This window comes from Paracoccus sp. C2R09 (genome assembly GCF_018860625.1).
In the GTDB taxonomy this organism is placed as follows: Bacteria; Pseudomonadota; Alphaproteobacteria; order Rhodobacterales; family Rhodobacteraceae; genus Paracoccus.
The window spans coordinates 128,841-150,340 of record NZ_JAHKQB010000014.1 but is presented as its reverse complement, the minus strand read 5'-3'; the positions used below and the strand labels follow the sequence as shown (position 1 = coordinate 150,340).

19 protein-coding genes are annotated in these 21,500 nt (G+C 69.3%); 15 read left to right on the top strand and 4 right to left on the bottom strand.

Going from position 1 to position 21,500, the window contains the following annotated elements; translation table 11 throughout:
• The first annotated feature begins 6 nt into the window (after window positions 1-6).
• From KO490_RS04770 to KO490_RS04760, 3 genes are read left to right on the top strand one after another with little or no spacing between them, the layout of a single operon-like run.
• Window positions 7-480, top strand: coding sequence for a hypothetical protein (locus tag KO490_RS04770; protein WP_216018253.1), 474 nt, complete (start codon window positions 7-9; stop codon window positions 478-480).
• Between the two features lie 4 nt (window positions 481-484).
• Entirely contained in the window at window positions 485-754 is a 270-nt protein-coding gene (locus KO490_RS04765) for an I78 family peptidase inhibitor (protein WP_216018252.1), read from the top strand.
• 42 nt (window positions 755-796) lie between these two features.
• Window positions 797-1,129 (top strand): DUF2794 domain-containing protein, encoded by a 333-nt coding sequence (locus KO490_RS04760; RefSeq protein ID WP_216018445.1) that lies wholly within the window; start codon window positions 797-799, stop codon window positions 1,127-1,129.
• Here the strand turns inward: KO490_RS04760 and hrpB are convergent.
• Window positions 1,126-3,537: an ATP-dependent helicase HrpB gene (hrpB, locus tag KO490_RS04755; protein WP_216018251.1), complete on the bottom strand. Its 2,412-nt coding sequence runs from the start codon at window positions 3,535-3,537 to the stop codon at window positions 1,126-1,128. The two genes, KO490_RS04760 and hrpB, sit on opposite strands and share 4 nt — an antisense overlap.
• 106 nt (window positions 3,538-3,643) lie before the next feature.
• Between hrpB and KO490_RS04750 the strand changes: the two genes are divergently transcribed.
• Complete coding sequence (locus KO490_RS04750; RefSeq protein WP_216018250.1) at window positions 3,644-5,014, top strand: YcjX family protein; 1,371 nt, start codon at window positions 3,644-3,646, stop codon at window positions 5,012-5,014.
• Entirely contained in the window at window positions 5,011-6,030 is a 1,020-nt protein-coding gene (locus tag KO490_RS04745; protein ID WP_216018249.1) for a YcjF family protein, read from the top strand. Before KO490_RS04750 ends, KO490_RS04745 begins: the two co-directional genes overlap by 4 nt.
• A gap of 67 nt (window positions 6,031-6,097) precedes the next feature.
• On the opposite strand, the gene KO490_RS04740 is transcribed toward KO490_RS04745, so the two are convergent.
• Window positions 6,098-7,579: a 2-isopropylmalate synthase gene (locus KO490_RS04740; RefSeq protein ID WP_216018248.1), complete on the bottom strand. Its 1,482-nt coding sequence runs from the start codon at window positions 7,577-7,579 to the stop codon at window positions 6,098-6,100.
• A gap of 132 nt (window positions 7,580-7,711) precedes the next feature.
• Between KO490_RS04740 and KO490_RS04735 the strand changes: the two genes are divergently transcribed.
• Both KO490_RS04735 and KO490_RS04730 read left to right on the top strand, forming a co-directional pair.
• Window positions 7,712-9,370 (top strand): NAD+ synthase, encoded by a 1,659-nt coding sequence (locus tag KO490_RS04735; RefSeq protein ID WP_216018247.1) that lies wholly within the window; start codon window positions 7,712-7,714, stop codon window positions 9,368-9,370.
• Between the two features lie 48 nt (window positions 9,371-9,418).
• Entirely contained in the window at window positions 9,419-10,342 is a 924-nt protein-coding gene (locus KO490_RS04730; RefSeq protein WP_216018246.1) for an HNH endonuclease, read from the top strand.
• 4 nt (window positions 10,343-10,346) lie between these two features.
• Here the strand turns inward: KO490_RS04730 and KO490_RS04725 are convergent, their stop codons facing one another.
• Entirely contained in the window at window positions 10,347-12,023 is a 1,677-nt protein-coding gene (locus KO490_RS04725; protein ID WP_216018245.1) for an MFS transporter, read from the bottom strand.
• A 444-nt stretch (window positions 12,024-12,467) separates the two neighbouring features.
• Between KO490_RS04725 and KO490_RS04720 the strand changes: the two genes are divergently transcribed.
• From KO490_RS04720 to KO490_RS04710, 3 genes are all read left to right on the top strand, one after another.
• Window positions 12,468-13,400: a L,D-transpeptidase gene (locus KO490_RS04720; RefSeq protein WP_216018244.1), complete on the top strand. Its 933-nt coding sequence runs from the start codon at window positions 12,468-12,470 to the stop codon at window positions 13,398-13,400.
• A gap of 127 nt (window positions 13,401-13,527) precedes the next feature.
• Window positions 13,528-14,364: a hypothetical protein gene (locus KO490_RS04715; RefSeq protein WP_216018243.1), complete on the top strand. Its 837-nt coding sequence runs from the start codon at window positions 13,528-13,530 to the stop codon at window positions 14,362-14,364.
• A gap of 34 nt (window positions 14,365-14,398) precedes the next feature.
• Window positions 14,399-15,337: a lytic transglycosylase domain-containing protein gene (locus KO490_RS04710; protein ID WP_252727013.1), complete on the top strand. Its 939-nt coding sequence runs from the start codon at window positions 14,399-14,401 to the stop codon at window positions 15,335-15,337.
• Between the two features lie 4 nt (window positions 15,338-15,341).
• On the opposite strand, the gene KO490_RS04705 is transcribed toward KO490_RS04710, so the two are convergent.
• Entirely contained in the window at window positions 15,342-17,543 is a 2,202-nt protein-coding gene (locus KO490_RS04705) for a primosomal protein N' (RefSeq protein WP_216018242.1), read from the bottom strand.
• 111 nt (window positions 17,544-17,654) lie between these two features.
• Between KO490_RS04705 and fsa the strand changes: the two genes are divergently transcribed.
• The 5 genes from fsa to KO490_RS04680 all read left to right on the top strand — a co-directional run bounded on the left by fsa (window position 17,655) and on the right by KO490_RS04680 (window position 21,482).
• Entirely contained in the window at window positions 17,655-18,308 is a 654-nt protein-coding gene (gene fsa / locus KO490_RS04700) for a fructose-6-phosphate aldolase (protein WP_216018443.1), read from the top strand.
• Window positions 18,309-18,376: 68 nt separating this feature from the next.
• The gene (locus KO490_RS04695) at window positions 18,377-19,060 is read left to right on the top strand and encodes a DUF484 family protein (protein WP_216018241.1); all 684 of its coding nucleotides are present in this window, start codon (window positions 18,377-18,379) and stop codon (window positions 19,058-19,060) included.
• Window positions 19,057-19,986 carry a tyrosine recombinase XerC gene (locus tag KO490_RS04690; protein ID WP_216018240.1) on the top strand — a complete coding sequence of 310 codons (930 nt, stop codon included), beginning with the start codon at window positions 19,057-19,059 and terminating at the stop codon, window positions 19,984-19,986. Before KO490_RS04695 ends, KO490_RS04690 begins: the two co-directional genes overlap by 4 nt.
• Before the next feature lie 54 nt (window positions 19,987-20,040).
• The gene (gene msrA / locus KO490_RS04685; protein ID WP_216018239.1) at window positions 20,041-20,616 is read left to right on the top strand and encodes a peptide-methionine (S)-S-oxide reductase MsrA; all 576 of its coding nucleotides are present in this window, start codon (window positions 20,041-20,043) and stop codon (window positions 20,614-20,616) included.
• The gene (locus tag KO490_RS04680; protein ID WP_216018238.1) at window positions 20,616-21,482 is read left to right on the top strand and encodes a 50S ribosomal protein L11 methyltransferase; all 867 of its coding nucleotides are present in this window, start codon (window positions 20,616-20,618) and stop codon (window positions 21,480-21,482) included. The genes msrA and KO490_RS04680 overlap by 1 nt, the downstream gene beginning before the upstream one ends.
• Window positions 21,483-21,500 lie beyond the last annotated feature (18 nt).

The following is a 21,500-nucleotide window of genomic DNA, read 5'->3' as shown; positions in this document are numbered from 1 at the left end:
GATCACATGAAAAGCCATGTCATCATGGGCGGGGCGGCGCTGCTGGCGCTTGGCGCCTGCGCATCGACATTCTCGCGCACGCCCCCCGTGGCGGGCGAATACCCGGCGGCTGGCGTGGAGGCGCAGCAGGGATACCAACCCTATCAGCCGGCGGCCACGCCCGGCTATGCCCCTGCCGTGGGCGATCCCTATGCGGGCACGGAATACGCGCAGACCGCGGCGATCCCGGCCCCCGCAGCCAACGTGCCCACCGCCGCGAACGGCATCGACGGGCTCGAGGAACGCAAGCCCGATCTGTGCAAGGCGCAGGCCTTCCGCAGTGCCATCGGCCAGCCGGGCAGCTCGATCCCGTCGCTCGGGGTGGAAAAGACCTATCGCGTGGTCGAATATCGCGGGATCGAGCCGCAGGATTACGATCCGAACCGGGTCGTCTTCCGTCTGGACGCGGCAGGCACCATCACCAATGTCGATTGCGGATGACACCATGAAGAAGATCGCATTCCTCCTGCCCCTGCTGGGCGTCCTGGCCGCCTGCGAACCCGTGGCGCAACCCGAGGAACCCGTGGATGCCTGCGGGGCCGCGGGCTATCAGGGGCTGGTCGGCCAGCCGCGTTCCGTGCTCGAGAAGATGAACTTTCCCCTGGGTACCCGCGTCATCGGCCCCGAGGATGCCGTGACCGCGGATTTCCGTCCCGACCGGCTGAACATCGAATATGCCCCGAACGACCGCATCGAGAAGGTCGCCTGCTATTGATCCATTGATTTGCGGCGGCGGGGCTGTCACCATTCCGTCATGATGAACGCCACGCCGCCGTTTCATGCCGATCCCGACCGCGTCGTCTTCGACCGCCGCGAACTGGGTCTGATCCTGTCCACCTATGGCCGCTTCGTCGCTGCCGGCGAATGGCGCGACTATGCCATGTCCTTCCTGAAGGACGTGGCGGTCTTCAGCGTCTTCCGTCGCGCGACCGAACACCCGCTCTACCGGATCGAGAAACGCCCGCGTCTGCGGAACGCCCAGGGCGCCTATGCCGTGATCGGGATGGACGGGCAGATCCTGAAGCGCGGCCACGACCTGGGCCAGGTCCTGCGCGTGCTGGACCGCAAGCTGATCCGGGGCGTGGACTAGGTCCCGCGCGGCTTGGCACGGGTGGTGGGGTCGGCCTCGGTCGGATCCTCGGGCCAGGGATGGCGGGGATACCTGCCACGCATGTCCTTCCTGACATCGGCATAGCTGCTGGCCCAGAAGCCCGGCAGGTCCATGGTCACCTGCACCGGGCGCCCCGCCGGCGACAGAAGCGCCACGCGCAGCGGCCTGCCCCCCACGACCGGATGGCGCGTCACGCCGAACATCTCCTGCAGCTTGACCTCGATCGAGGGGTCCTCGGCATCGTAGTCGATCGGCACGCGCCGCCCCAGGGGCGTGACGAAGATCGCGGGCGCGACCTTGTCCAGAAGCTGCTGGCCCTGCCAGCCGATGCGGGCCTTCAGCGCCTCGGTCAAGTCCAGCGCGCGCAGATCGGCCCGGTTGCGGATCCGGGTCAGCCAGGGCAGCAGCCATTCGGGATCGGCCAGCAGCGTTTCGTCATCGACCGGGCCCAGTTCGGGGACCAGCGCGATCCGGGCCCGCGTGCGCGCGGCCAGGCGCGACCAGGGAATGCCGTCCTGGCGCACGCCCTCCAATGCGGCGCGGGCGATCTGGTCGGGCAAGGCATCGGGCCAGGCCCGGTCCGACAGGATCAGCGCGCCCAGCCGTTCCTGCATCCGCGTCATCACGCGCCCGTCGCGGCGGGACCATTCGCAGATCTCGACCTCGCGGATGCGGTCGCCATGCAGGTCGCGGATCTCGGGTTCGGTGATCGCCGCGGCCAGACGGATGCGGGCCTCGCGCTGATCGCCGTCCAGGTCCAGCGCCACGAGGAAGGGCGCATTGCCGGACTGGTCCTCGGGGCGGAGCGCGGCCCCCTTGCCCCCCGACAGGACATAGCGCGGCAGATCGCCCTTGCGCCGCTGTCCGATCCGGTCGGGATAGGCCAGCGACGCCATCGCGCCATGCGACATTTCCGGCCCCGCCTTGCCCGCCATGCGGCGCAGGCGCGCGGTCTCCTGCCTGATGCGCGCCACACCCTGGCGGTTCACCTCGAACGGATGCCGCCCGGACGGGTCGCGCAGGGCGGCCATGCGCAGCGCCAGATCGGCGGGTGCGCCGCGAAGCGGATCGCGGTCGGACAGCAGCGCCGCCAGATCAGCCGCCTGCGGACCGGCCAGCAGCAGCATATGCGCCAGGCGGGGATGCAGCGGCAGGCGGGCCAGCGCCTTGCCATGGGGCGTGATGCGCCCCCCCGCATCCAGCGCGCCCAGATCGCCCAGCAGGGACCGCGCCTCTGCCAGGGCAGCTTCGGGGGGCGCGGTCAGAAAGGCCAGATCGCCCGGTTCGGCCCCCCACGAGGCCAGTTCCAGCGCAAGTCCCGTCAGGTCCGCGACCTCGATCTCGGGCGGGGCGAAGGCGGGAAAGCCCCCCTCCTCGGTCCGTGCCCACATGCGATAGCAGATGCCGGGGGCCACGCGGCCCGCGCGGCCGCGCCGCTGTTCCGCCTCGGCCCGGCTGGCGCGTTCGGTGACCAGGCGCGACATGCCGCTGCCCGGATCGAAGCGCGCGCGCCTTGCACGGCCCATGTCCACCACGACCCGCACCCCCGGGATCGTCAGCGACGTCTCCGCGATCGAGGTCGCCAGCACGATCTTGCGCCGATCCCCCGGCGGGGCCAGCGCGGCGCGCTGCGCCTTGTGGTCCAATGCGCCGAACAGGGGCGCGATCTCGTGCCCCTTGCCGTCCAGCTGGGCGGCGACGCGCCTGATCTCTCCCTCTCCGGGCAGGAACGCCAGGATCGTGCCGCCGCTGTCCTGCGTCTCGGATGCGGCGCGGGCGATCAGGGCGGCCATCTGGTCCAGCGGCCGCGCGGCGGCGGGCAGCGGGCGGTCCAGCCAGCGCGTCTCGACCGGAAAGCTGCGCCCGTCCGAGGTGACGATGGGCGCGTCGTCCAGAAGCGCGGCCACGGGGCCCGCATCCAGCGTGGCCGACATGACCAGCACGCCCAGATCGTCGCGCAGCGCGCCGCGTGCCTCCCAGACCAGGGCAAGACCCAGATCCGCGTTCAGGCTGCGTTCGTGGAATTCGTCGAAGATGACGCAGCCGATGCCCTGCAATTCGGGATCGGACTGGATCATGCGGGTCAGGATGCCCTCGGTCACGACCTCGATCCGGGTGCCGGGCACGGCTTCGCCGCGGATGCGGAAGCCGACGCTGCGCCCGACCGGTTCGCCCAGGGTCTCGGCCATGCGTTCGGCGGCGGCGCGGGCGGCCAGGCGGCGCGGTTCCAGCATCAGGATGCGGCCCCGCACCCGGTCCATCAGCGCCAGCGGCACGCGTGTCGTCTTGCCCGCCCCCGGAGGCGCGGTCAGCACCGCCCGGCCATGCGTGGCCATCGCGTCCAGAAGCGCGGGAAGGGCGTCGTCGATGGGCAAGCTGTCGGTCATCACCGCGTGATAGCGCCCCTGCCGCGCGGCTTGCAATCGCCCCCGCCCTATCAATGTCGCGATGCCATACCTATTATCTGGAAAAGGCAGAACGAAAAGGGCAGGCATGGGCATCGGCAGCGACATGATCGAAGGCTTGGGTCTGGGCGATCCGGTCATCCGGGTGGGCGTGACGGGGCTGTCGCGCGCGGGCAAGACGGTGTTCATCACATCGCTGGTCGCCAACCTTCTGGAACGCGGGCGGATGCATGCGCTGCGGGCGGCGGCGGACGGGCGGCTCAAGGCCGTCTGGCTGCAGCCCCAGCCCGACGACACGATCCCCCGCTTCGATTACGAACGCCATCTGGCTGCCCTGACCGGCCCCGATCCGCATTGGCCCGAGGGCACGCGACATGTCAGCCAGCTGCGCCTGTCGCTGCGGCTGGAATCCTCGGGGCTGCTGTCGGGGCTGCGTGGGCCGCGCAACCTGCACCTGGATATCGTGGATTACCCCGGCGAATGGCTGCTGGACCTGCGCCTGATGGAACGCGATTTCGCGCAATGGTCCGCCGAGGTGCTGGAGCGTCTGCCGAACCGGCCCGGCGCGCAGGCGTTCCTGGCCGCCATCGGGGCCGAGGATGCGGGCGCGCCCTTTGCCGAACCCCGCGCGCAGGGGCTGGCCGATCTCTATACCGCGCATCTGATCGCCGCGCGCGAGGCCGGTTGGGCCGATTGCACCCCGGGGCGTTTCCTGATCCCGGGCGAGCTTGAAGGATCGCCCGCGCTGACCTTCGCGCCGCTGCCCCCGCATCTGCAGGACGGCAAGCTGGGCCGCGAATTCCGCCGCCGGTTCGAGGCCTACAAGTCCCGCGTCGTGCGGCCCTTCTTCCGAGACCATTTCTCGCGGATCGACCGGCAGGTGGTGCTGGTCGATGTGCTGGGCGCGATCCATCAGGGCCCGCAGGCGGTCGAGGATACGCGCCGCGCGATGGCCGACATCCTGACGGCCTTTCGCCCCGGACGCGCAGGCTGGCTGGCGCAGATCCTGGGCACGCGGCGGGTCGAACGCATCCTGTTCGCGGCGACCAAGGCCGATCACCTGCACCATGTCCAGCATCCGCGCCTGACCGCGATCCTGACCGCCATGCTGCGCGAGGCCCGCGACCGGGCCGATTTTCAGGGCGCCCGGACCGAGGCGATGGCCATCGCCGCCCTTCGCGCCACCACCGAGGAGATGATCGCCCACCAGGGCGAGGAACTGCCCGCGGTCCGGGGCCGTCTGCTGGACGGGCGGCAGGCGGCCTTCCATGCGGGCGATCTGCCCGCCGATCCGGGGCAATTGCTGCACCCCGCGCGCCAGGGCGCGTCCGCGTGGCTGGACGACGATTACGCCATCATGAACTTCGCCCCTGCACCGGGCACCGCGCGTCCGGGCGACGGGCCACCCCATGTCCGGCTGGACCGCGCCGCCGAATTCCTGATCGGAGACCGCCTGTGACGACCGACACGCCCAAGCGCCCGCGTGGCCCCGTCCTGATCGAGCTGGAGGACGGCCCCGCGAACCCCGCCGACGCGCCGCGCATCGACGCCGATGACAGGCCCCTTCCCCGCCCCCGCACGATGGAGATGGTGACCCGGCTGGTCGGGCGGCCCCCGTCCCGACTGACACGGCTGTTCGTCAATGCGGGGGCCGCGCTTCTGACCTTCCTGCTGGGGGTCGCGGCGCTGGAATTCATCAACGACATGCTGACGCGATACCCGCTGCTGGGCTGGATCGCGGTGGCGCTGTTCGCGACCTTCACCTTTGCCGCGCTTGGCCTTGCGTTTCGCGAATGGCGGGCCTTTCGGCGGCTGGCCAGGATCGACGGGCTGCAGCGGCAGGCAGGGACCGCGCTGGCCGATGACGACCTGACGGCGGCCAAGGCGGTGACGAAAGGGATGCTCGCGCTCTATGCCGACCGCCCCGAAATGCAGTGGCAGCGCGACCGGCTGGCACAGGCGCAGGACGAAGGCTTCGATGCCGAAACCGTCCTGACCCATGCCGAGACCGAGCTTCTGGCGGGTCTCGACCAGCTTGCCCGCCGGGAAATCGAGGCCGCCGCCCGCACCGTCGCCGCGACCACCGCGCTGGTGCCCCTGGCCTTTGCCGATGTCGCGGCGGCGCTGGCCGCGAACCTGCGCATGATCCGCCGCATGGCCGAGATCTATGGCGGTCGCGCAGGTGCCGTCGGCGGCTGGCGCCTGGCGCGGACGGTGATGACCCATCTGATCGCGACCGGGGCCGTCGCCGCAGGGGACGACCTGATCCACACGGTCGCGGGCGGCGGCGTTCTTGCGAAGCTCTCGCGCCGCTTCGGCGAGGGATTGGTGAACGGCGCCCTGACCGCCCGCGTGGGCATCGCCGCGATGGAGGTCTGCCGCCCCCTGCCCTTCATCGCCCAGCCACGCCCCAAGGTCGGCAACCTTGTCAGCCGCGGCCTTGCGGGGCTGTTCGGCAGCGACGACAGCAAGTGACCGCGCCCGCAGCATCCGGGATGGCCGGATGCCGCAATTTTTCAGACCAAGCGATGCCGCGGGGCGATCAGGGCTGATCGCCATCCGCGGGCAGATCGGGGGTCGGGGCGCTTTCGGCCGCTGCTCCCCCGTCGGCGCCATTGGCCTCGTCGGCCTCGACCAGCCGGTTGTCCTCCCAGGTGCCCGATGCGACCTGACCGGTGGCGTATCGCATGACGCCCTGTCCCTGGCGCTTGCCGCTGGCGAAGGTGCCTTCGTAGACATCGCCATTGGCATAGGTCGCGACACCGCTGCCGTCGATCTCTCCGCCCTTCCAGCCGCCTTCATAGACGAAGCCGTCGGGCGTGGTCAGGCGACCCTGCCCCTCGCGCAGACCATCGACGAAGCTGCCGGTATAGACCGTGCCGTCGGGATATGTGGCCTGACCCTCGCCGTGGCGCTGGCCATCCTTCCACGCCCCGGAATAGACATAGCCGTCGGGATAGGACATGCGGCCCTGCCCCTCGTTCCTGGCATTGCGGAAGCCGCCCTCGTAGACCATGCCGTTGGCATAGCTGGCCTTGCCGTCGCCCTGGATCACGCCCTCGGACCACTGGCCTTCGTAGGTGGACCCGTCGGCATAGGTGATCCTGCCGGTCCCGTCCGGCCGATCCGCGCGCATCTGGCCGACATAGACCGACCCGTCGGGATAGGTGATCGTTCCGCTGCCCTCCATCCGGCCGTCCACCCACTGGCCTTCATAGACATAGCCGTCGGCCCCGGTGAAGACGCCCTCGCCATGGCGGCGGTCATCCTTGAACTGGCCGTCATAGACATCGCCATTGGCATAGGTCGCGACGCCGGAACCCTGACGCTTGCCGCCCCGCAATTCCCCTTCGTAACGATCGCCCGAAGGCTGGACCAGCACGCCGCGCCCCGACATCTGCCCCGCGGCCCAGACCCCGTCATAGGTCAGCCCGTCGGTCATGGTCAGCTTGCCGCGCCCCGCGCGCTGGCCGGCCATCATGCCGCCTTCATAGGTCGATCCGTCGGGATAGGTGATCTTGCCTTGGCCTTCCTTCACGCCGGAATTCCAGTCGCCCTCGTAGCGGTATCCGTTGGGCTGGGTCAGCACGCCCTTGCCCTGGTGCAGCCCGCGCACGAACTGCCCGTCATAGACGGAACCGTTGGCGTAATTGGCGATGCCCTGGCCGGTGATCTCGCCCGCGACCCAATCGCCTTCATAGGTGCCGCCATCGGCATAGGTGATCTTGCCCTGCCCGTCGGGCTTGCCGGCGGCGAACTGGCCCTCGTAGATCGACCCGTTCGGAAACTCGGCGCGGCCCTGGCCCATGATCTGGCCCTCGACCCAGTCGCCGTCATAGCGATAGCCGTTCGGCAGCTCGTAGCTGCCCTGCCCGTGCTGCACGCCGTTGCGGAACGTGCCCTCGTAGACGCCGCCATCGTCGTATTGCTTGGTGATGACCTGCGCCGCCACGGGGGCGGTCCACGCCATCCCCGCCAACGCGATCGCGCCAAGGGCCGTCTGCGCCCGAGTTGCCCGCTTCATGCCTCTGCCCTCAAGTCGTTTGGCTTCGGGTTTAACCCATCCCCCTGCAGGGGCAAAGCCCGACTTTTCCTTTGGGGTCCGATCACCTATGTCGTTGGATGACCCGCAGGGGCCCGCACGAAGGACGACACCATGACCGAACGTTTCCGCCTGACCATCGGCCAGCTGAACGCAACCGTGGGCGACCTGCCCGGCAATGCCGAAAAGGCGCGTCAGGCATGGCGGACCGCACGCGAGGCGGGCGCCGACATGCTGGCCCTGCCCGAGATGTTCATCACCGGATACCAGACGCAGGACCTGGTGCTGAAGCCCGCCTTCACCGCGCAGGCGGTCGAGGCGGTGATGGCGCTCGGGGCGGAACTGACGGATGGCCCCGCCATCGGCATCGGCGCCCCGTGGCCCGAGGATGGCAAGCTGTATAACGCCTACTGGATCTTCCGGGACGGGAGGCTGGTCGCGCGGGTGCTGAAGCACCACCTGCCCTATCAGCAGCTTTTCGACGAATTGCGCCTGTTCCAGTCCGGCCCGATCAGCGGCCCCTATGCCGTGGGGCCCGCCCGCATCGGCAGCCCCATCTGCGAGGACAGCTGGTATCCCGACGTGGCCGAGACCCTGGCCGAGACCGGGGCCGAGATCCTGGTCGTGCCGAATGGCAGCCCCTATCACCGCGAGAAGCTGGACCTGCGCATGGGCCACATGGTCGGCCGCGTGGTCGAGACCGGGTTGCCGCTGGTCTATGTGAACATGGTCGGCGGTCAGGACGACCAGATCTATGACGGGGCCAGCTTCGTGCTGAACCCCGGCGGTCGGAAGGTCGTCCAGCTGCCCGCCTTCGAGGAAGCGATCGCCCATGTCGATTTCACGCGCGGCGCGGACGGTTGGCAGGCCGAACCCGGCCCGATGGCGGTCCAGCCCGATGCCTGGGAACAGGATTACCACGCGATGATGCTGGGCCTGCGCGACTATCTGCGCAAGTCGGGCTTCCGCAAGGTGCTGCTGGGCATGTCGGGCGGGATCGACAGTGCGCTGGTCGCCACCATCGCCGCCGATGCGATCGGGCCGGAGAACGTGCGCTGCGTGATGCTGCCCTCGGAATACACCTCGCAGACCAGCCTGGACGACGCGGCCGATTGCGCAACCCGGATCGGTGCGCGGCTGGACACGGTGCGCATCGACGGCGCGCGCGACGCGGTGGGCGGCGCGCTGGCCCACCTGATGGAGGGCACCGAGCCCGACGTCACGGAAGAAAACATCCAGTCCCGCCTGCGCGGCGTGATGCTGATGGCGATTTCCAACAAGTTCAACGAGATGCTGCTGACCACCGGCAACAAGTCCGAGGTCGCGGTCGGCTATGCCACGATCTATGGCGACATGGCGGGCGGCTACAACCCGATCAAGGATCTCTACAAGACCCGCGTCTTCGAGACCTGCCGCTGGCGCAATGCCAACCACCGCGACTGGATGATGGGCAATCCGGGCGAGGTGATCCCCCCGCGCATCATCTCGAAGCCCCCATCGGCCGAACTGCGCCCCGACCAGAAGGACGAGGACAGCCTGCCCCCCTACGAGGTGCTGGACGCGATCCTCGACGGACTGGTCGAGAAGGACCTGGCGCTGGCCGATCTGGTCGCGCAGGGTTTCGACGAGGACACCGTCCGCAAGGTGGAAAAGCTGCTCTATATCAGCGAATGGAAGCGTTACCAGGCGGCCCCCGGCCCGCGCATCTCGACCCGCGCCTTCTGGCTGGACCGCCGCTACCCCTTGGTGAACCGCTGGCGCGACCGGCTGTAAGGGCGCGATGGCACTTGCATTTACCGGCGCCCGGGGTTTCCTGGGCGCATGGTGAAACTGGTTCTGCTGCACAAGGCCGAACCGATCTATGACGACATCCCGGATGTCGAATACGACTTCCCGCGCAGTTACCTGAAGGCCGTGACCGAGGCCGTGGGCGACTGGATCGTCTATTACGAACCGGTCAAGGCGGGGCCGCGCGGCTATCACGCCGTGGCACGCATCGAAGGGGTGGTGTCCAACCCCCGCGCCCCCGGCAGGTATCTGGCCCGGATCGCGCCGGACAGTTTCCTGCGCTTCGTGGCCGATGTTCCCCGCCTTCGGGATGGCCGTCCGCTGGAATCGGCGCTGACCCATCCCGACGGCACGCCCCGCAGCGGCGGGATCGTGCAATCCGCCGTGCGCCGCCTGCCCGACCGCGAATTCGCCTGCATCGTCGATCTTGGCCTGCCGCAGGATCTGGAACGGATCGAGGCCACCCGCTATGACCCCGCGGCCCGGCAGCTGGACGAGGGCGCGGCCCTGTTCGAACGCCCCGTGCTGGAGCGCCTGACCCGCCGCCCCTATCGCGACGTGGCCTTCCGGCGGAAGGTGCGCGAGGCCTATGGCTATCGCTGCGCCATGTCCGGGTTGCAGCTGCGCAATGGCGGCGGACGCCCCGAGGTTCAGGCCGCCCATATCCGCCCCGTGGAACATCAGGGCAGCGATTCCGTCCGGAACGGGCTGGCATTGTCGGGAACGCTCCACTGGATGTTCGACCGTGGCCTGATCTCGGTCGCCGATGACAACAGCACGATCCTGGTGTCGCACAACAAGGTGCCGAGGGACGTGGTCGGCCGGCTGATCGCATCCGATGGCAAGCTGATCCGCCCCGAGGATCCGGGGGACGCGCCCCATCCCGAAAACCTGCGCTGGCACCGGGAAAACATCTTCGGGCGATCGCTCGGGGACGAGGTCGCGCCCTGGGACTAAGCCGTCACGGCACCTCGATCTTGCCGACCAGCGGCACGTCGTCCTGCGGGGTGACGCTGTGGCGTTCGATCATGCGGTGCACATGCGGATCCCCGTCGCCCCGGTGAAGGGCCCGAAGCGCGGTCGTCACCTCGGCATCGGATTTCGTGCGGCGCAGGTTGTGGCGGACGTAATCGTCCCAGGTCGCGATGTGATAGCTCTCGCTCCAGCGGTCGGGATGTTCCAGATCGCGCAGCAGCGCCCAGTTGCGCGCGCCGTCGCGGCGTCGGATGTTGCGGCGCTGGCGCATCAGGCGCAGGAAGTCGGGGACGTCCTCCTGGTCGATGCGGTAATCGACCATCACCATGATGGGCCCCGACCGTCCGCGCAGGTCCAGCCGCAGCGCCGGCTCGCGAAAGCGGTTGACCGGGTCCAGATCCGCCGTGCCGAATTCCGGCGCGCGCAGCCATGCCCCCAGCACCGCACCGAACAGCAGCAGAACCCCCGCCGCGATCAGCGCGACGTCCAGCCCGTGCTGCCCCGCGACACCGCCCCAGGCCCAGGACCCCGCGGCCATCCCCCCGAAGGTCGCCGTCTGATAGAGTGCCAGTGCCCGTGCCACCACCCATCGCGGCGTCGAGAGCTGCACCGTCACGTTGAACAGCGACAGCGCCAGCACCCAGGATGCACCCGCAGGCAGCAGCGCCAGTGCCTGCAGCCAGATCGCATCGGTCAGCCCAAGCGCAAGCGCCGCCAGCGCAAAGCCCAGGAAGGCCAGCCGGACCACCTGTTCGTTGTTCAGCCGTGCCCGGATGCGCGGGTTCATCAGCGCCCCGACGATCGCCCCCAGCCCGTAGCAGCCCAGAAGCAGCCCGAACAGGAACGACCCGCCCTCGGGGTGGCTTTTCACGACCAGCGGCAGCAGCGCCAGCACCGCGACGGCAGCAAAGCCGAACAGCGCCCCGCGAGAGATCACGCGCATCAGGTTCGGCGACAGCGCGACATAGCGCAGGCCCGCACCCAGGGCCGGGATGAAGGGTTCGGGCGTCGAGATGCGGGCCGGGACCGACGGGCTCCACCGGGCCATCGCCCCCATCAGCGGCAGATAGCTGACCGCGTTGACCGCGAAGGCCGCCGCCGCGCCGAAGCCCGCCACGATCAGGCCGCCCGCCGCCGGGCCCACGCTGCGCATCATGTTGAAACCGACCGAGTTCAGGCTGACCGCCGCAGGCAGATCGCGCCGTTCGACCAGATCGCCCATGCTGGCCTGCCAGGGCGGATTGTAGACCGCCTGCCCCGCGCCCAGCAGGAAGGTGAAGGCCAGAAGCAGCCAGGGCGTCAGCCATCCGGCAAAGGCCGCGCCCGCCAGCAGCAGCGAGATCAGCGACATGAAGCTGAGCGCCCCGATCAGCAGGGTCTTGCGGTCGAAGATGTCGGCCAGCGCGCCGGATGCCAGGGCCAGAAGCATGATGGGCAGGGTGTTCGACGCCTGGACCAGCGCGATCAGCGTTGCGCTGTCGGTCAGCTGTGTCATCATCCAGGCCGCACCCACCGCCTGCACCAGACCGCCGAAATTCGACACCAGCGTCGCGGCCCACAGCCTGCGGAAATCGGGATAACCGAAGGGCGCGAGGGCGCCTTCGCGCCGGGGGGGATCAAGCTGGGTCGAACCGGGTTGGGCCTGTGACACGTCTTCCGCCATTCCTGTCATTCCTGCGCGAAGCTAGGCCGCGCCGCGCCTGCCTGCAACTTGGACGCGTCCGGAACGACCGGGACCGCCATTCGGGGCCGGCCCGCAGCAGGCAATCCGAAGCGCGGCCCGCCCGGCCATGCTGCCCATTTCCTGCACTTTGCCCGGAGAATCGCGATGGATCGCAAGCTTCGATGAAACCGGACCACACGCCAAGTTGTTCCACCCCCGCGGAAAGTTGATGGCGTTGAAGCGCCCGTGCCACATGAACGGGGCGGGGCGGGGTGATATGTCGGCGTTCCGCCGCTAAGCCTTGACGCCGCGCGCCGACAGGCCTCATGCAATCATGTACGAATCGTGTCGGGCCTCTGCCGGTCCGGGCGCGTGAAGACCAAAATGCTGCCTCGGCCCGCGCCGCATCAGGCCGGACCGAAGATGAACAAGGAATGTGACAAGATGCGCCTCGCTCCCCTCTTCGCGGCGGTTGCCCTTGGGCTGGCGGCCTGTGCGCCGACCGAACAGGCCACCGCCCCCGCCGTGCAAACGCCGACCACCGTGCCCGACATCTACAAGGCCCGGACCGATGCGAGCCCCAATGGCGGCACCATCGAGATCCCGGCCGTCCGCGCCGCCTATCTGACCGAGCGCAACCGCCGTCAGCTGGTCGCCTATAACGGTTCCGAACCGGCAGGCACGATCGTCGTCGATCCCTATGCCCGCGTCCTGTATCACGTCCAGGAAGGCGGCCAGGCGATGCGCTATGGCGTGGCCGTGGGTCGCGCAGGCACCGGCTTCGAGGGTCGCGCCACCATCGCCCGCAAGGCGGCATGGCCCAGCTGGCGTCCGACCGACAACATGCTGCGCACCCAGCCCGAACTGTACGGTCAGTTCGCCGGCGGTCTGCAGGGTGGCCCGAACAACCCGCTCGGGTCGCGCGCGCTCTATCTCTATCAGGGCAGCCGCGACACCTACTACCGCATCCACGGCACCATGGATCCCAGCTCGATCGGCAAGGCCACCTCGGCCGGCTGCATCCGCCTGTTCAACCAGGACGTCATCGACCTGTTCGAAAGCGTGCCGACCGGGACCGAAGTCATCGTGCGTTCGCCCTCGGACAGCCTGCAGATGGAAGGCCGCCTGATCGAAACGCCCGAAGGCTATGTCGTGCCGGCTTCCGAGGTCGAGCAGGCGACGGGCGTGTCGACCGCGGTCGCGGCAGGCGCCGAACCCGCAGCGGCCCCCGCGCCCGCCACGACGGTCGCCAGCGCCATGCCCAACGACCCCTATTCGGGCTTTGGCGAACCGGCCCAGACGACCGTGGTGACCGATCCCTTCGCGACCGGCTCCAGCTTCGTGTCGCCGGTCGAAAGCGCCGTTCCGGCCTATTGATCGCCCGACGGGCATATCCGCATCGAACAGGGGGCCGGAGCGATTCCGGCCCCTTTGTCATGCGAAAAGGCTGGAAAAGCGGGCATTCTGCTGCCAGAACGACGCTGTCCACTGTAAGGGTGCTTCGATGCCGAACTATGCCAAGCAGGAACGCGAGATGCTCAGCCCCGAAGAGCTTGCGCTGGCCGAACAGAGCCGCCAGCCCCAGCTGCGCCAGCTGAGCGCCACGAAGCTGAAGCAGCTGATCGCGGCACTGGGGAAGGCCCGCGACGCCGCCTCGACCGACGAGGACGCCCAGGGCACGAGCCCCGCCAGCCTGCTGCGCGCCGCCCTGCGCCGGGCCGAGGCCGAACGCCGCAAGCGTGGCAGCGATGCGCCGATGCGCCCGGTCGCCCCCGCGACGCGCCCCCCCAAGGCACCGCGCGCCCGGCCCGTGAACGGCCGCAAGCCCGCCACCCCCCGCAAGACCGACCAGCGGACCGAGCCCCATCGCGTGGCCCGCCCCGCGCCCCCGCCCGCCGACGCCGGGCAGGATACCGACACGAGGAACGAAGCGATGCAGAACCCCGACGCCGAAAAGCAGGCCCGCCAGTCCGCCCGCAAGGCCGAGAAGGACGCCGCCAAGGAGGCGGAGAAGAACATCGCCCGCGAAGCCCGCCGGGCCGAGCGTCAGGCCGCCAAGCAGGCCGAGAAGGACGCCGCCCGCGAGGAACGCCGCGCCGCGCGCAAGGCGGCCAATACCGCTGCGCGCAAGGCCTCGAAGGATGCCGGCAAGGCGGAACGCAAGGCCGCCCGCAAGGCCGAGAAGAAGTCCCGCTCGGCCGAGGATCTGGCAGCAGAGGCCCGCACCCTGGCCGAGGCCGCCGAAGCCAAGGCCGCCGAGGCGCTTGCCGCGGCCGCCGCCCTGATCGAGGGGGCGGGCGGCGGCAAGAAGGCCAAGAAGAAGAAAAAGAAGACCGACTGAGCGGTACGGAGGCGCGGCCCGCCGCGGGAAACGCATGATCGCGACCAGGACGATTCGAAGGGCGGCGATGGCGGCGGCGGGCATCCTGCTGGCCGCGCAATCCGCGCTGGCCTATCCGGCGATCGACGCGGTCGCGGGGCGCAAGCCCCCGCCCCTGACCGACGACATCCGCTGTTCCCCCGACGGGCGCGACTGCATCCGCAAGGATCACTACGTGGCCGATGTCTGCAAGCTGATCGAACGCAGCGCCGCGGAACAGGGCATGGATCCCGCATTCCTTGCCCGCCTGCTGTGGAAAGAGAGCCTGTTCGAACCCTCGGCGGTCAGCCCTGCGGGCGCCCTGGGCATCGCGCAGTTCATGCCCGGCACGGCCGAGCTGTACTGGCTGGACGATCCGTTCAACCCCGCGGCCGCCATCCGCAAGGCCGCGTGGTATCTGGCGCAGCTGTCCGACCGCTTCGGCAATATCGGCATGGCCGCCGTCGCCTATAACGGCGGCGAGAACCGGGCCGCGCGGTTCAGCGCCCAGCAGACTTCGCTGCCCTACGAGACTGTCGATTACGTCGAGGCCATCACCGGCTTCAGCGCGCATCGCTGGCGCGACAACCCGCCCGGCGCGGATGAACTGAAGCTGGCCCTGGCCGAGGATACCGCCTTTCGTCCCGCCTGCGAGGAAATGGCCGGCAATCGCAGCCTGCGCGAATTCTCGACCCAGCCGCCGGTCATGCCCTGGGGCGTGATCGTGGCCAGCCATCCCAGCCAGTCGGGCGCGGCGCAGCAGGTCGCGCGGCTGAACCGCATCCTGCGTCCGATCCTGGACGGCGCTCAGGTTGGCTATGTCCGCAAGCGGATGAACGGCATGCCGCGCGCGGTCTATACCGCGCAGGTGGGTTACGGCAGCCGGTCCGAAGCCGCGCGCTTCTGCACCAGGTTCAAGGGCCTCGGTGGTCGCTGCATCGTCCTGCGGAACTGAGCCGTCAAAGAAAGCTCTGCGGGTCGATATCGACCGACAGGCGCATGTTCGTGGGCAGCTTGATCCCGTCCAGCCAGTCCGCGATGGCCTGCTGCAACGGGGCCTGCCGCGGCGCACGGATCAGCATCCGCATGCGGAACCGGCCGCGCACGCGGGCGATGGGCGCGGGCGCGGGCCCCCAGAGATCGGCACCGATCTGGCCCAGGGGCGCCGCGCGTTCCGCCAGGTGTCGCGCGAAATCCGCCACCGCTGCCTGATCAGGATGGGACAGGATGATCCCCGCCAGCCGCGCGAAGGGCGGCATGCCCGCCGCCTGCCGGCCCGCGGCCTCGGCATCCCAGAAGGTTTCGTCCCGGCCCGAAAGGATCGCGCGGATCACCGCGTGATCGGGCTGGTGGGTCTGCAGCAGCGCCACGCCCGGCGCGGCCCCCGATTGCCGTCCCGCACGCCCCGCGACCTGCCGCATCAGCTGAAAGCTGCGTTCCGCCGCGCGCAGGTCGGCCCCCTGCAGCCCCAGATCCGCGTCGATCACGCCGACCAGCGTCAGCTTCGGGAAATTGTGCCCCTTGGCCACGATCTGCGTGCCGATGATGATGTCGGCCCCCCCGTCCGAAATCCGTGCGATGCTTTCCTTCAGCGCGCAGGCGGAATGGAACAGGTCCGAGGACAGCACCTCGGCCCGGGCATCGGGGAAACGGGCGGCGACCTCCTCGGCGATGCGTTCGACGCCGGGACCGACGGGGGCCAGCTTGCCCTCGACCCCGCAGGACGGGCATGCTGGCGGGATGGGGCGGGTTTCGCCGCATTGATGGCAGACAAGCCGGTTCTGGAAGCGGTGTTCGACCATCCGCGCATCGCATTGGTGGCAGCCGATCTGTTCGCCGCAGGCGCGGCAGACCGTGACGGGCGCGAAGCCGCGCCGGTTGAGGAACAGCAGCGACTGTTCGCCCCTGGCCAGCCGTTCCTCGACCGCGCGGGCCAGGGTGGGAGATATCCAGCGCCCCTGCTCCATCGTCTCGGACCGCAGGTCGATCGCGGCCATGTCGGGCAGCTCGGCCGCGCCATAGCGCGATCGCAGGTCCAGCCGCGCGTATTTCCCCCCGGAGGCGTTCACCCAGCTTTCGAGGCTGGGCGTTGCCGATGCCAGCACCACCCGCCCGCCATTCATGGATGCGCGCAGCACGGCCATGTCGCGGGCGCTGTAGAAGACGACATCCTCCTGCTTGTAGCTGCCGTCATGTTCCTCGTCGACGACGACCAGCCCCAGATCGCGGAAGGGCAGGAACAGCGCGGATCTTGCGCCGACGACCAGCCCGACCTCGCCGCGTCCGGCCATGTGCCACAGGCGCCGGCGCTCGGTGCGGGTGATGCCGCTGTGCCATTCGCCGGGCCGCGCGCCGAACCGTGCCTCGACCCGGTCGAGGAATTCGGACGACAGCGCGATCTCGGGCAGCAGGACCAGCGCCTGCCGTCCCGCGCGCAGGGTCTCGGCCACGGCCTCCAGATAGACCTCGGTCTTGCCGGACCCGGTGACGCCGCGCAGCAGGGTCGTGCCATACCCCCCCGCCCGGATCGAGGCGCACAACGCATCCGCCGCCGCCTGCTGATCGGCGCCCAGTTCCTTGCCCGGCAGTTCGGGGTCCAGCCGGGGATAGGGCAGATCGCGCGGGGCCTCGATTTCCGCAAGCGCGCCCTGGGCCACCAGCCCCTTGACCACCGATGTGCCGACGCCCGCCAGCTGCGCCAGTTCGGACGGCGCGAAGCTGGCCCCGCCGTGATCGGCCACGACCTGCATTACGCGGGTGCGGGCCTCGGTCATGCGCTGCGGCTGGGCGCCGCCCGGCACGATGACACGGCGCGCGGCGGGCGGCTGGTCCAGGTCGGGGGCGCGCGTGGCCATGCGCAGCATCAGGGGCGGAGGGGTCAGGGTGTAATCCGCGGCGCGGGTCAGGAATTCCATGAAACCCGGCGACAGGGGTTCGGCATCCAGCACGCGATGGACCTGGCGCAGCTTGGCCAGGTCGAAATCGCCCATGCCCGCCCCCCAGACCGCCCCCAGTATGCGGCGCGGCCCAAGCGGCACCAGCACCAGCGCGCCCTGCCGCACGCCGTCATCGGGCGCCAGGTAATCCAGCACGCCCACCGGTTCGGTGGTCAGCACCGCGATGCGCGCGCGGGGCGGAAAGAATTCGGGAAGCTTCGACATTGCCCCCGCATGAATACCCGTGCGGGGGCCGCTGACAAGGCCATCGCGACCCTTTCGGGCGGCTTCCTTCTGCGCTATCACCATGCCGAACCGCATCTGAGGGAGCAGGTCATGAAATTCTTCGTCGATACCGCCGATGTCGCAGCCATCAAGGAGCTCAACGATCTGGGCATGGTTGACGGCGTCACCACGAACCCCTCGCTGATCCTGAAATCGGGTCGCGACATCGCGGAAGTCACCAAGGAGATCTGCGATCTGGTCGATGGCCCGGTCAGCGCCGAAGTCGTCGCCGAAAAGGCCGAGGACATGATCCGCGAAGGCCGCCACCTTGCCAAGATCGCCGAGAACATCACCGTCAAGGTTCCGCTGACCTGGGACGGCCTGAAGGCCTGCCGCGTCCTGTCGGACGAAGGCAACATGGTCAACGTGACGCTGTGCTTCAGCGCCGCGCAGGCGCTGCTGGCCGCCAAGGCGGGCGCGACCTTCATCAGCCCGTTCATCGGCCGCCTGGACGACATCAACCTGGACGGCATGGACCTGATCGCGGATATCCGCGAGATCTATGACAATTACGGCTTCGAGACCGAGATCCTCGCCGCCTCGATCCGCAGCGTCAGCCACATCACCGACGCCGCCAAGATCGGCGCCGACGTGATCACCGCGCCCCCCGCCGTCATCAAGGCGATGGCGAACCACGTCTTGACCGACAAGGGTCTGGCGCAGTTCACTGCTGACTGGGCGCAGACCGGCCAGAAGATCGGCTGAGCGCGAAGAACCTGCCCGCGCCCCGCATGTCGGGGCCGGGCCACATGCATGGTCGCAGGGGGACGGGAATGGATGCAGGGCTCGATCCGGAAACGCGGGCGCGGCTGATCGCCGAACCCGAGGCCATCCTGTCGGATCGCGACCTGATGCGCGCCTTGGTCGATGCCCGCGAAGCCGATCTGGGCGCGAATGTCATCGACATCCGCGGCCGCGCCATGGAGGCGCTGGAGGATCGGCTGCAACGCCTCGAATCCACGCATGAGACGGTGATCGCTGCCGCCTATGACAACCAGTCGGGCATGGCCGTCGTCCACCGCGCCGTTCTGGGCCTTCTGGAATGCGCCGACCTGCCCGAGATGATCGGCGCGCTGCAATCCGACATCGCGCCCCTGCTGCGCATCGAGACCCTGCGCCTGCTGATCGAGGAAACGCCCCACCTGCCCGGCCTGCCCGAAGATGTGGCGATCCTGCCCGATGGCGGGGCCGAGCTGGTGCTGGCGGCGGGCCGTCGCGCACCCCGGGGCGACGACATCCAGCTGCGCCGCGCCGCCATCGTGACCGAGCCCGTGCACGGCCGCCGCGTCGCCTCCGAGGCGCTGATCCCGCTGGATCTGGGCCGCGACCGGCCCCGCGCGCTGATCCTCATGGGCAGTGCCGATCCCGCCCGCTTCCGACCGACGCACGGGACCGACCTGCTGCGCTTCTTCGCGCAGGTGTTCAGGCTGGTCCTTCTGGACCGGCTGCGGACATGACCGACCACCTGCTTGCCCTGTCGCCCGCCATGGCCGATGCGCTCAGGCGCTGGCTGGACACCGAAGCTTCGACCCGCGACCGGTCCGATCACACGATCACGGCCTATCGCGGGGATCTTCTGGCATTCCTGATGTTCATCGGCAGCCATTGGGCCGAGGCCCCGGCCCCGCGCGCCCTGGGCCGGTTGACGCAATCCGACATGCGGGCCTTCGCCGCCTCCGAAAGGACGCGGGGCCTGGGTGCCAGATCGCTGGCCCGTCGGCAGTCGGCGGTGCGCAGCTTCCTGCGCTGGATCTCCGACCGCGAGGGGCTGGACCTGTCGCCCGCCCTGTCCTCGCGCAGCCCGAAATACGCGCGGTCCCTGCCCCGTCCGCTGACACCCGAACAGGCGCAGGCCACGCTGGATTGCGCATCCCTGCACGAGGTGGACTGGATCGCGGCCCGCGATACCGCCGTGCTGACGCTTCTGTGGGGGTCGGGGCTTCGCATCGGCGAGGCATTGGCCCTGACCGGACGCGACTGGCCCATGGCCGATGCGCTGACGATCCGGGGCAAGGGGAACAAGGAACGCCGCGTCCCGATCCTGCCCGTCGCCCGGCAGGCGGTCGCCGAATACGTGCGGCTCTGCCCATGGCAGGTCGCACTCGATCTGCCGCTGTTCCGCGCGGTGCGCGGCGGTGCGCTGTCCCATGCCGCCATGTCCAAGGTGATGCGCGACGCGCGCGCCGCCCTGGGCCTGCCCGCCAGCGCGACACCCCATGCCCTGCGCCACAGCTTCGCCACGCATCTTCTGGCCGAAGGCGGCGATCTGCGCACGATCCAGGAACTTCTGGGCCATGCCAGCCTGTCCACGACCCAGGTCTATACCGGGGTGGACGACGCGCGGCTGATGGCCGTCTATCGTGCCGCGCATCCGCGCGGCTGAACCCCACCCCCGCCCCATGCGTTCCGAAGCGACACAGCACGAACAGGCAGACCCATGACCGAACACGCGATCTTTCACCGCCCCCTTGGTGCCAACCCGCCCCCCGGCAACGAACAGGCCATCTTCGGGATGGGCTGCTATTGGGGTGTCGAGCGGCTGTTCTGGAAGCAGGACGGCATCTGGCTGACCGAGGTGGGCTTTGCCGGGGGCGATGTCCAGAACCCGACCTATGACCAGGTCAAGCGCGGCGATACCGGCCATGCCGAGGTCGTGCGCGTGATCTTCGACCCGGCGCTGATCAGCTACGACCACCTGCTGCAGCTGTTCTGGGAAAACCACGACCCCACGCAGGGCGACCGGCAGGGCAACGATGTCGGCACCCAGTATCGCAGCCTGATCATGACCTTCAGCGATCACCAGCGCGCCGCGGCCGAGGCCTCGAAGATCGATTTCGACAATCGCCTTGCCGTGCAGGGCTTCGGCGCGATCACCACCCAGATCCTCGATGCCGGACCCTTCTGGCCCGCCCACGAGGCGCATCAGCAGTATCTGCACAAGAATCCCGAAGGTTATTGCGGGCTCAAGGGCACCGGAGTAGAGGCAAGCCTTCCCAACCCGGACATGATCTGATGCCCACCTATACCGCACTGACCCACACGAAGGGCCGCGAGGCCGCCGAAGCCCTGGCCGAGGCCTGCGAGGAGCTGACCCCCGAACCCGTCGGCACCGGCGTCTTCGAGATCGAGGACGGGTCGGACCGGTGGGAGGTCGGCGTCTATTTCACCGAGACCCCCGACGAGATCTCGCTGGCGCTTCTGGCGGCGGCGCATGGCGCCAATCCCTTCGTCGTGTCGGAACTGCCCGAGGTGGACTGGGTCGCCCATGTCCGCCGAGAGTTGTCCCCCGTCAGCGCGGGCCGCTTCTATGTCCATGGCAGCCATGATGCCGAAAACGTCCCCGAGGGCGTCGAGGCATTGTGCATCGAGGCCGCGATGGCCTTCGGAACCGGGCATCACAACACCACCAAGGGCTGCCTCGAGGCGATCGACCGGCTAGCAAGCGAAGGCTACGAGGCCCGCCGCATTGCCGATATCGGCTGCGGCACCGCGGTCCTGGCCATGGGCGCCGCCCGCATCTGGCCGGTCACCGTGCTGGCCAGCGATATCGACCCGGTCGCCGTGGATACCGCCGCCGCCAATGTGATCGCGAACGGGCTGGACGGTCGGGTCGTCTGCGTCGAGGCCGCGGGCTTCGATCATCCGACCCTGCACGAGGCCGCGCCCTACGATCTGGTGCTGGCCAACATCCTGAAGCAGCCGCTGATCGACCTTGCCCCCGACATGGCCAGGCATGTGGTCGAGGGCGGGCGCATTGTGATGTCCGGCATTCTGACGACCCAGGCAGAGGACGTGATCGCCGCATACGAGGCACAGGGCTTTGCCCTGATCCGCCGCGACGATCTGGTCGAATGGTCCACGCTGGTGATGGGCCGCTGATCGCCGATCCTGCACCAG

Coding starts and splice junctions, on each gene's coding strand:
- KO490_RS04770 (WP_216018253.1), top strand. CDS start 7: ATGAAAAGCCATGTCATCATGGGCGGGGCGGCGCTGCTGGCGCTTGGC.
- KO490_RS04680 (WP_216018238.1), top strand. CDS start 20,616: ATGCCCACCTATACCGCACTGACCCACACGAAGGGCCGCGAGGCCGCC.
- msrA (WP_216018239.1), top strand. CDS start 20,041: ATGACCGAACACGCGATCTTTCACCGCCCCCTTGGTGCCAACCCGCCC.
- KO490_RS04720 (WP_216018244.1), top strand. CDS start 12,468: ATGCGCCTCGCTCCCCTCTTCGCGGCGGTTGCCCTTGGGCTGGCGGCC.
- KO490_RS04715 (WP_216018243.1), top strand. CDS start 13,528: ATGCCGAACTATGCCAAGCAGGAACGCGAGATGCTCAGCCCCGAAGAG.
- KO490_RS04690 (WP_216018240.1), top strand. CDS start 19,057: ATGACCGACCACCTGCTTGCCCTGTCGCCCGCCATGGCCGATGCGCTC.
- KO490_RS04725 (WP_216018245.1), bottom strand. CDS start 12,023: ATGGCGGAAGACGTGTCACAGGCCCAACCCGGTTCGACCCAGCTTGAT.
- KO490_RS04740 (WP_216018248.1), bottom strand. CDS start 7,579: ATGAAGCGGGCAACTCGGGCGCAGACGGCCCTTGGCGCGATCGCGTTG.
- KO490_RS04705 (WP_216018242.1), bottom strand. CDS start 17,543: ATGTCGAAGCTTCCCGAATTCTTTCCGCCCCGCGCGCGCATCGCGGTG.
- KO490_RS04765 (WP_216018252.1), top strand. CDS start 485: ATGAAGAAGATCGCATTCCTCCTGCCCCTGCTGGGCGTCCTGGCCGCC.
- KO490_RS04710 (WP_252727013.1), top strand. CDS start 14,399: ATGATCGCGACCAGGACGATTCGAAGGGCGGCGATGGCGGCGGCGGGC.
- KO490_RS04695 (WP_216018241.1), top strand. CDS start 18,377: ATGGATGCAGGGCTCGATCCGGAAACGCGGGCGCGGCTGATCGCCGAA.
- KO490_RS04750 (WP_216018250.1), top strand. CDS start 3,644: ATGGGCATCGGCAGCGACATGATCGAAGGCTTGGGTCTGGGCGATCCG.
- fsa (WP_216018443.1), top strand. CDS start 17,655: ATGAAATTCTTCGTCGATACCGCCGATGTCGCAGCCATCAAGGAGCTC.
- KO490_RS04760 (WP_216018445.1), top strand. CDS start 797: ATGAACGCCACGCCGCCGTTTCATGCCGATCCCGACCGCGTCGTCTTC.
- KO490_RS04730 (WP_216018246.1), top strand. CDS start 9,419: ATGGTGAAACTGGTTCTGCTGCACAAGGCCGAACCGATCTATGACGAC.
- hrpB (WP_216018251.1), bottom strand. CDS start 3,537: ATGACCGACAGCTTGCCCATCGACGACGCCCTTCCCGCGCTTCTGGAC.
- KO490_RS04735 (WP_216018247.1), top strand. CDS start 7,712: ATGACCGAACGTTTCCGCCTGACCATCGGCCAGCTGAACGCAACCGTG.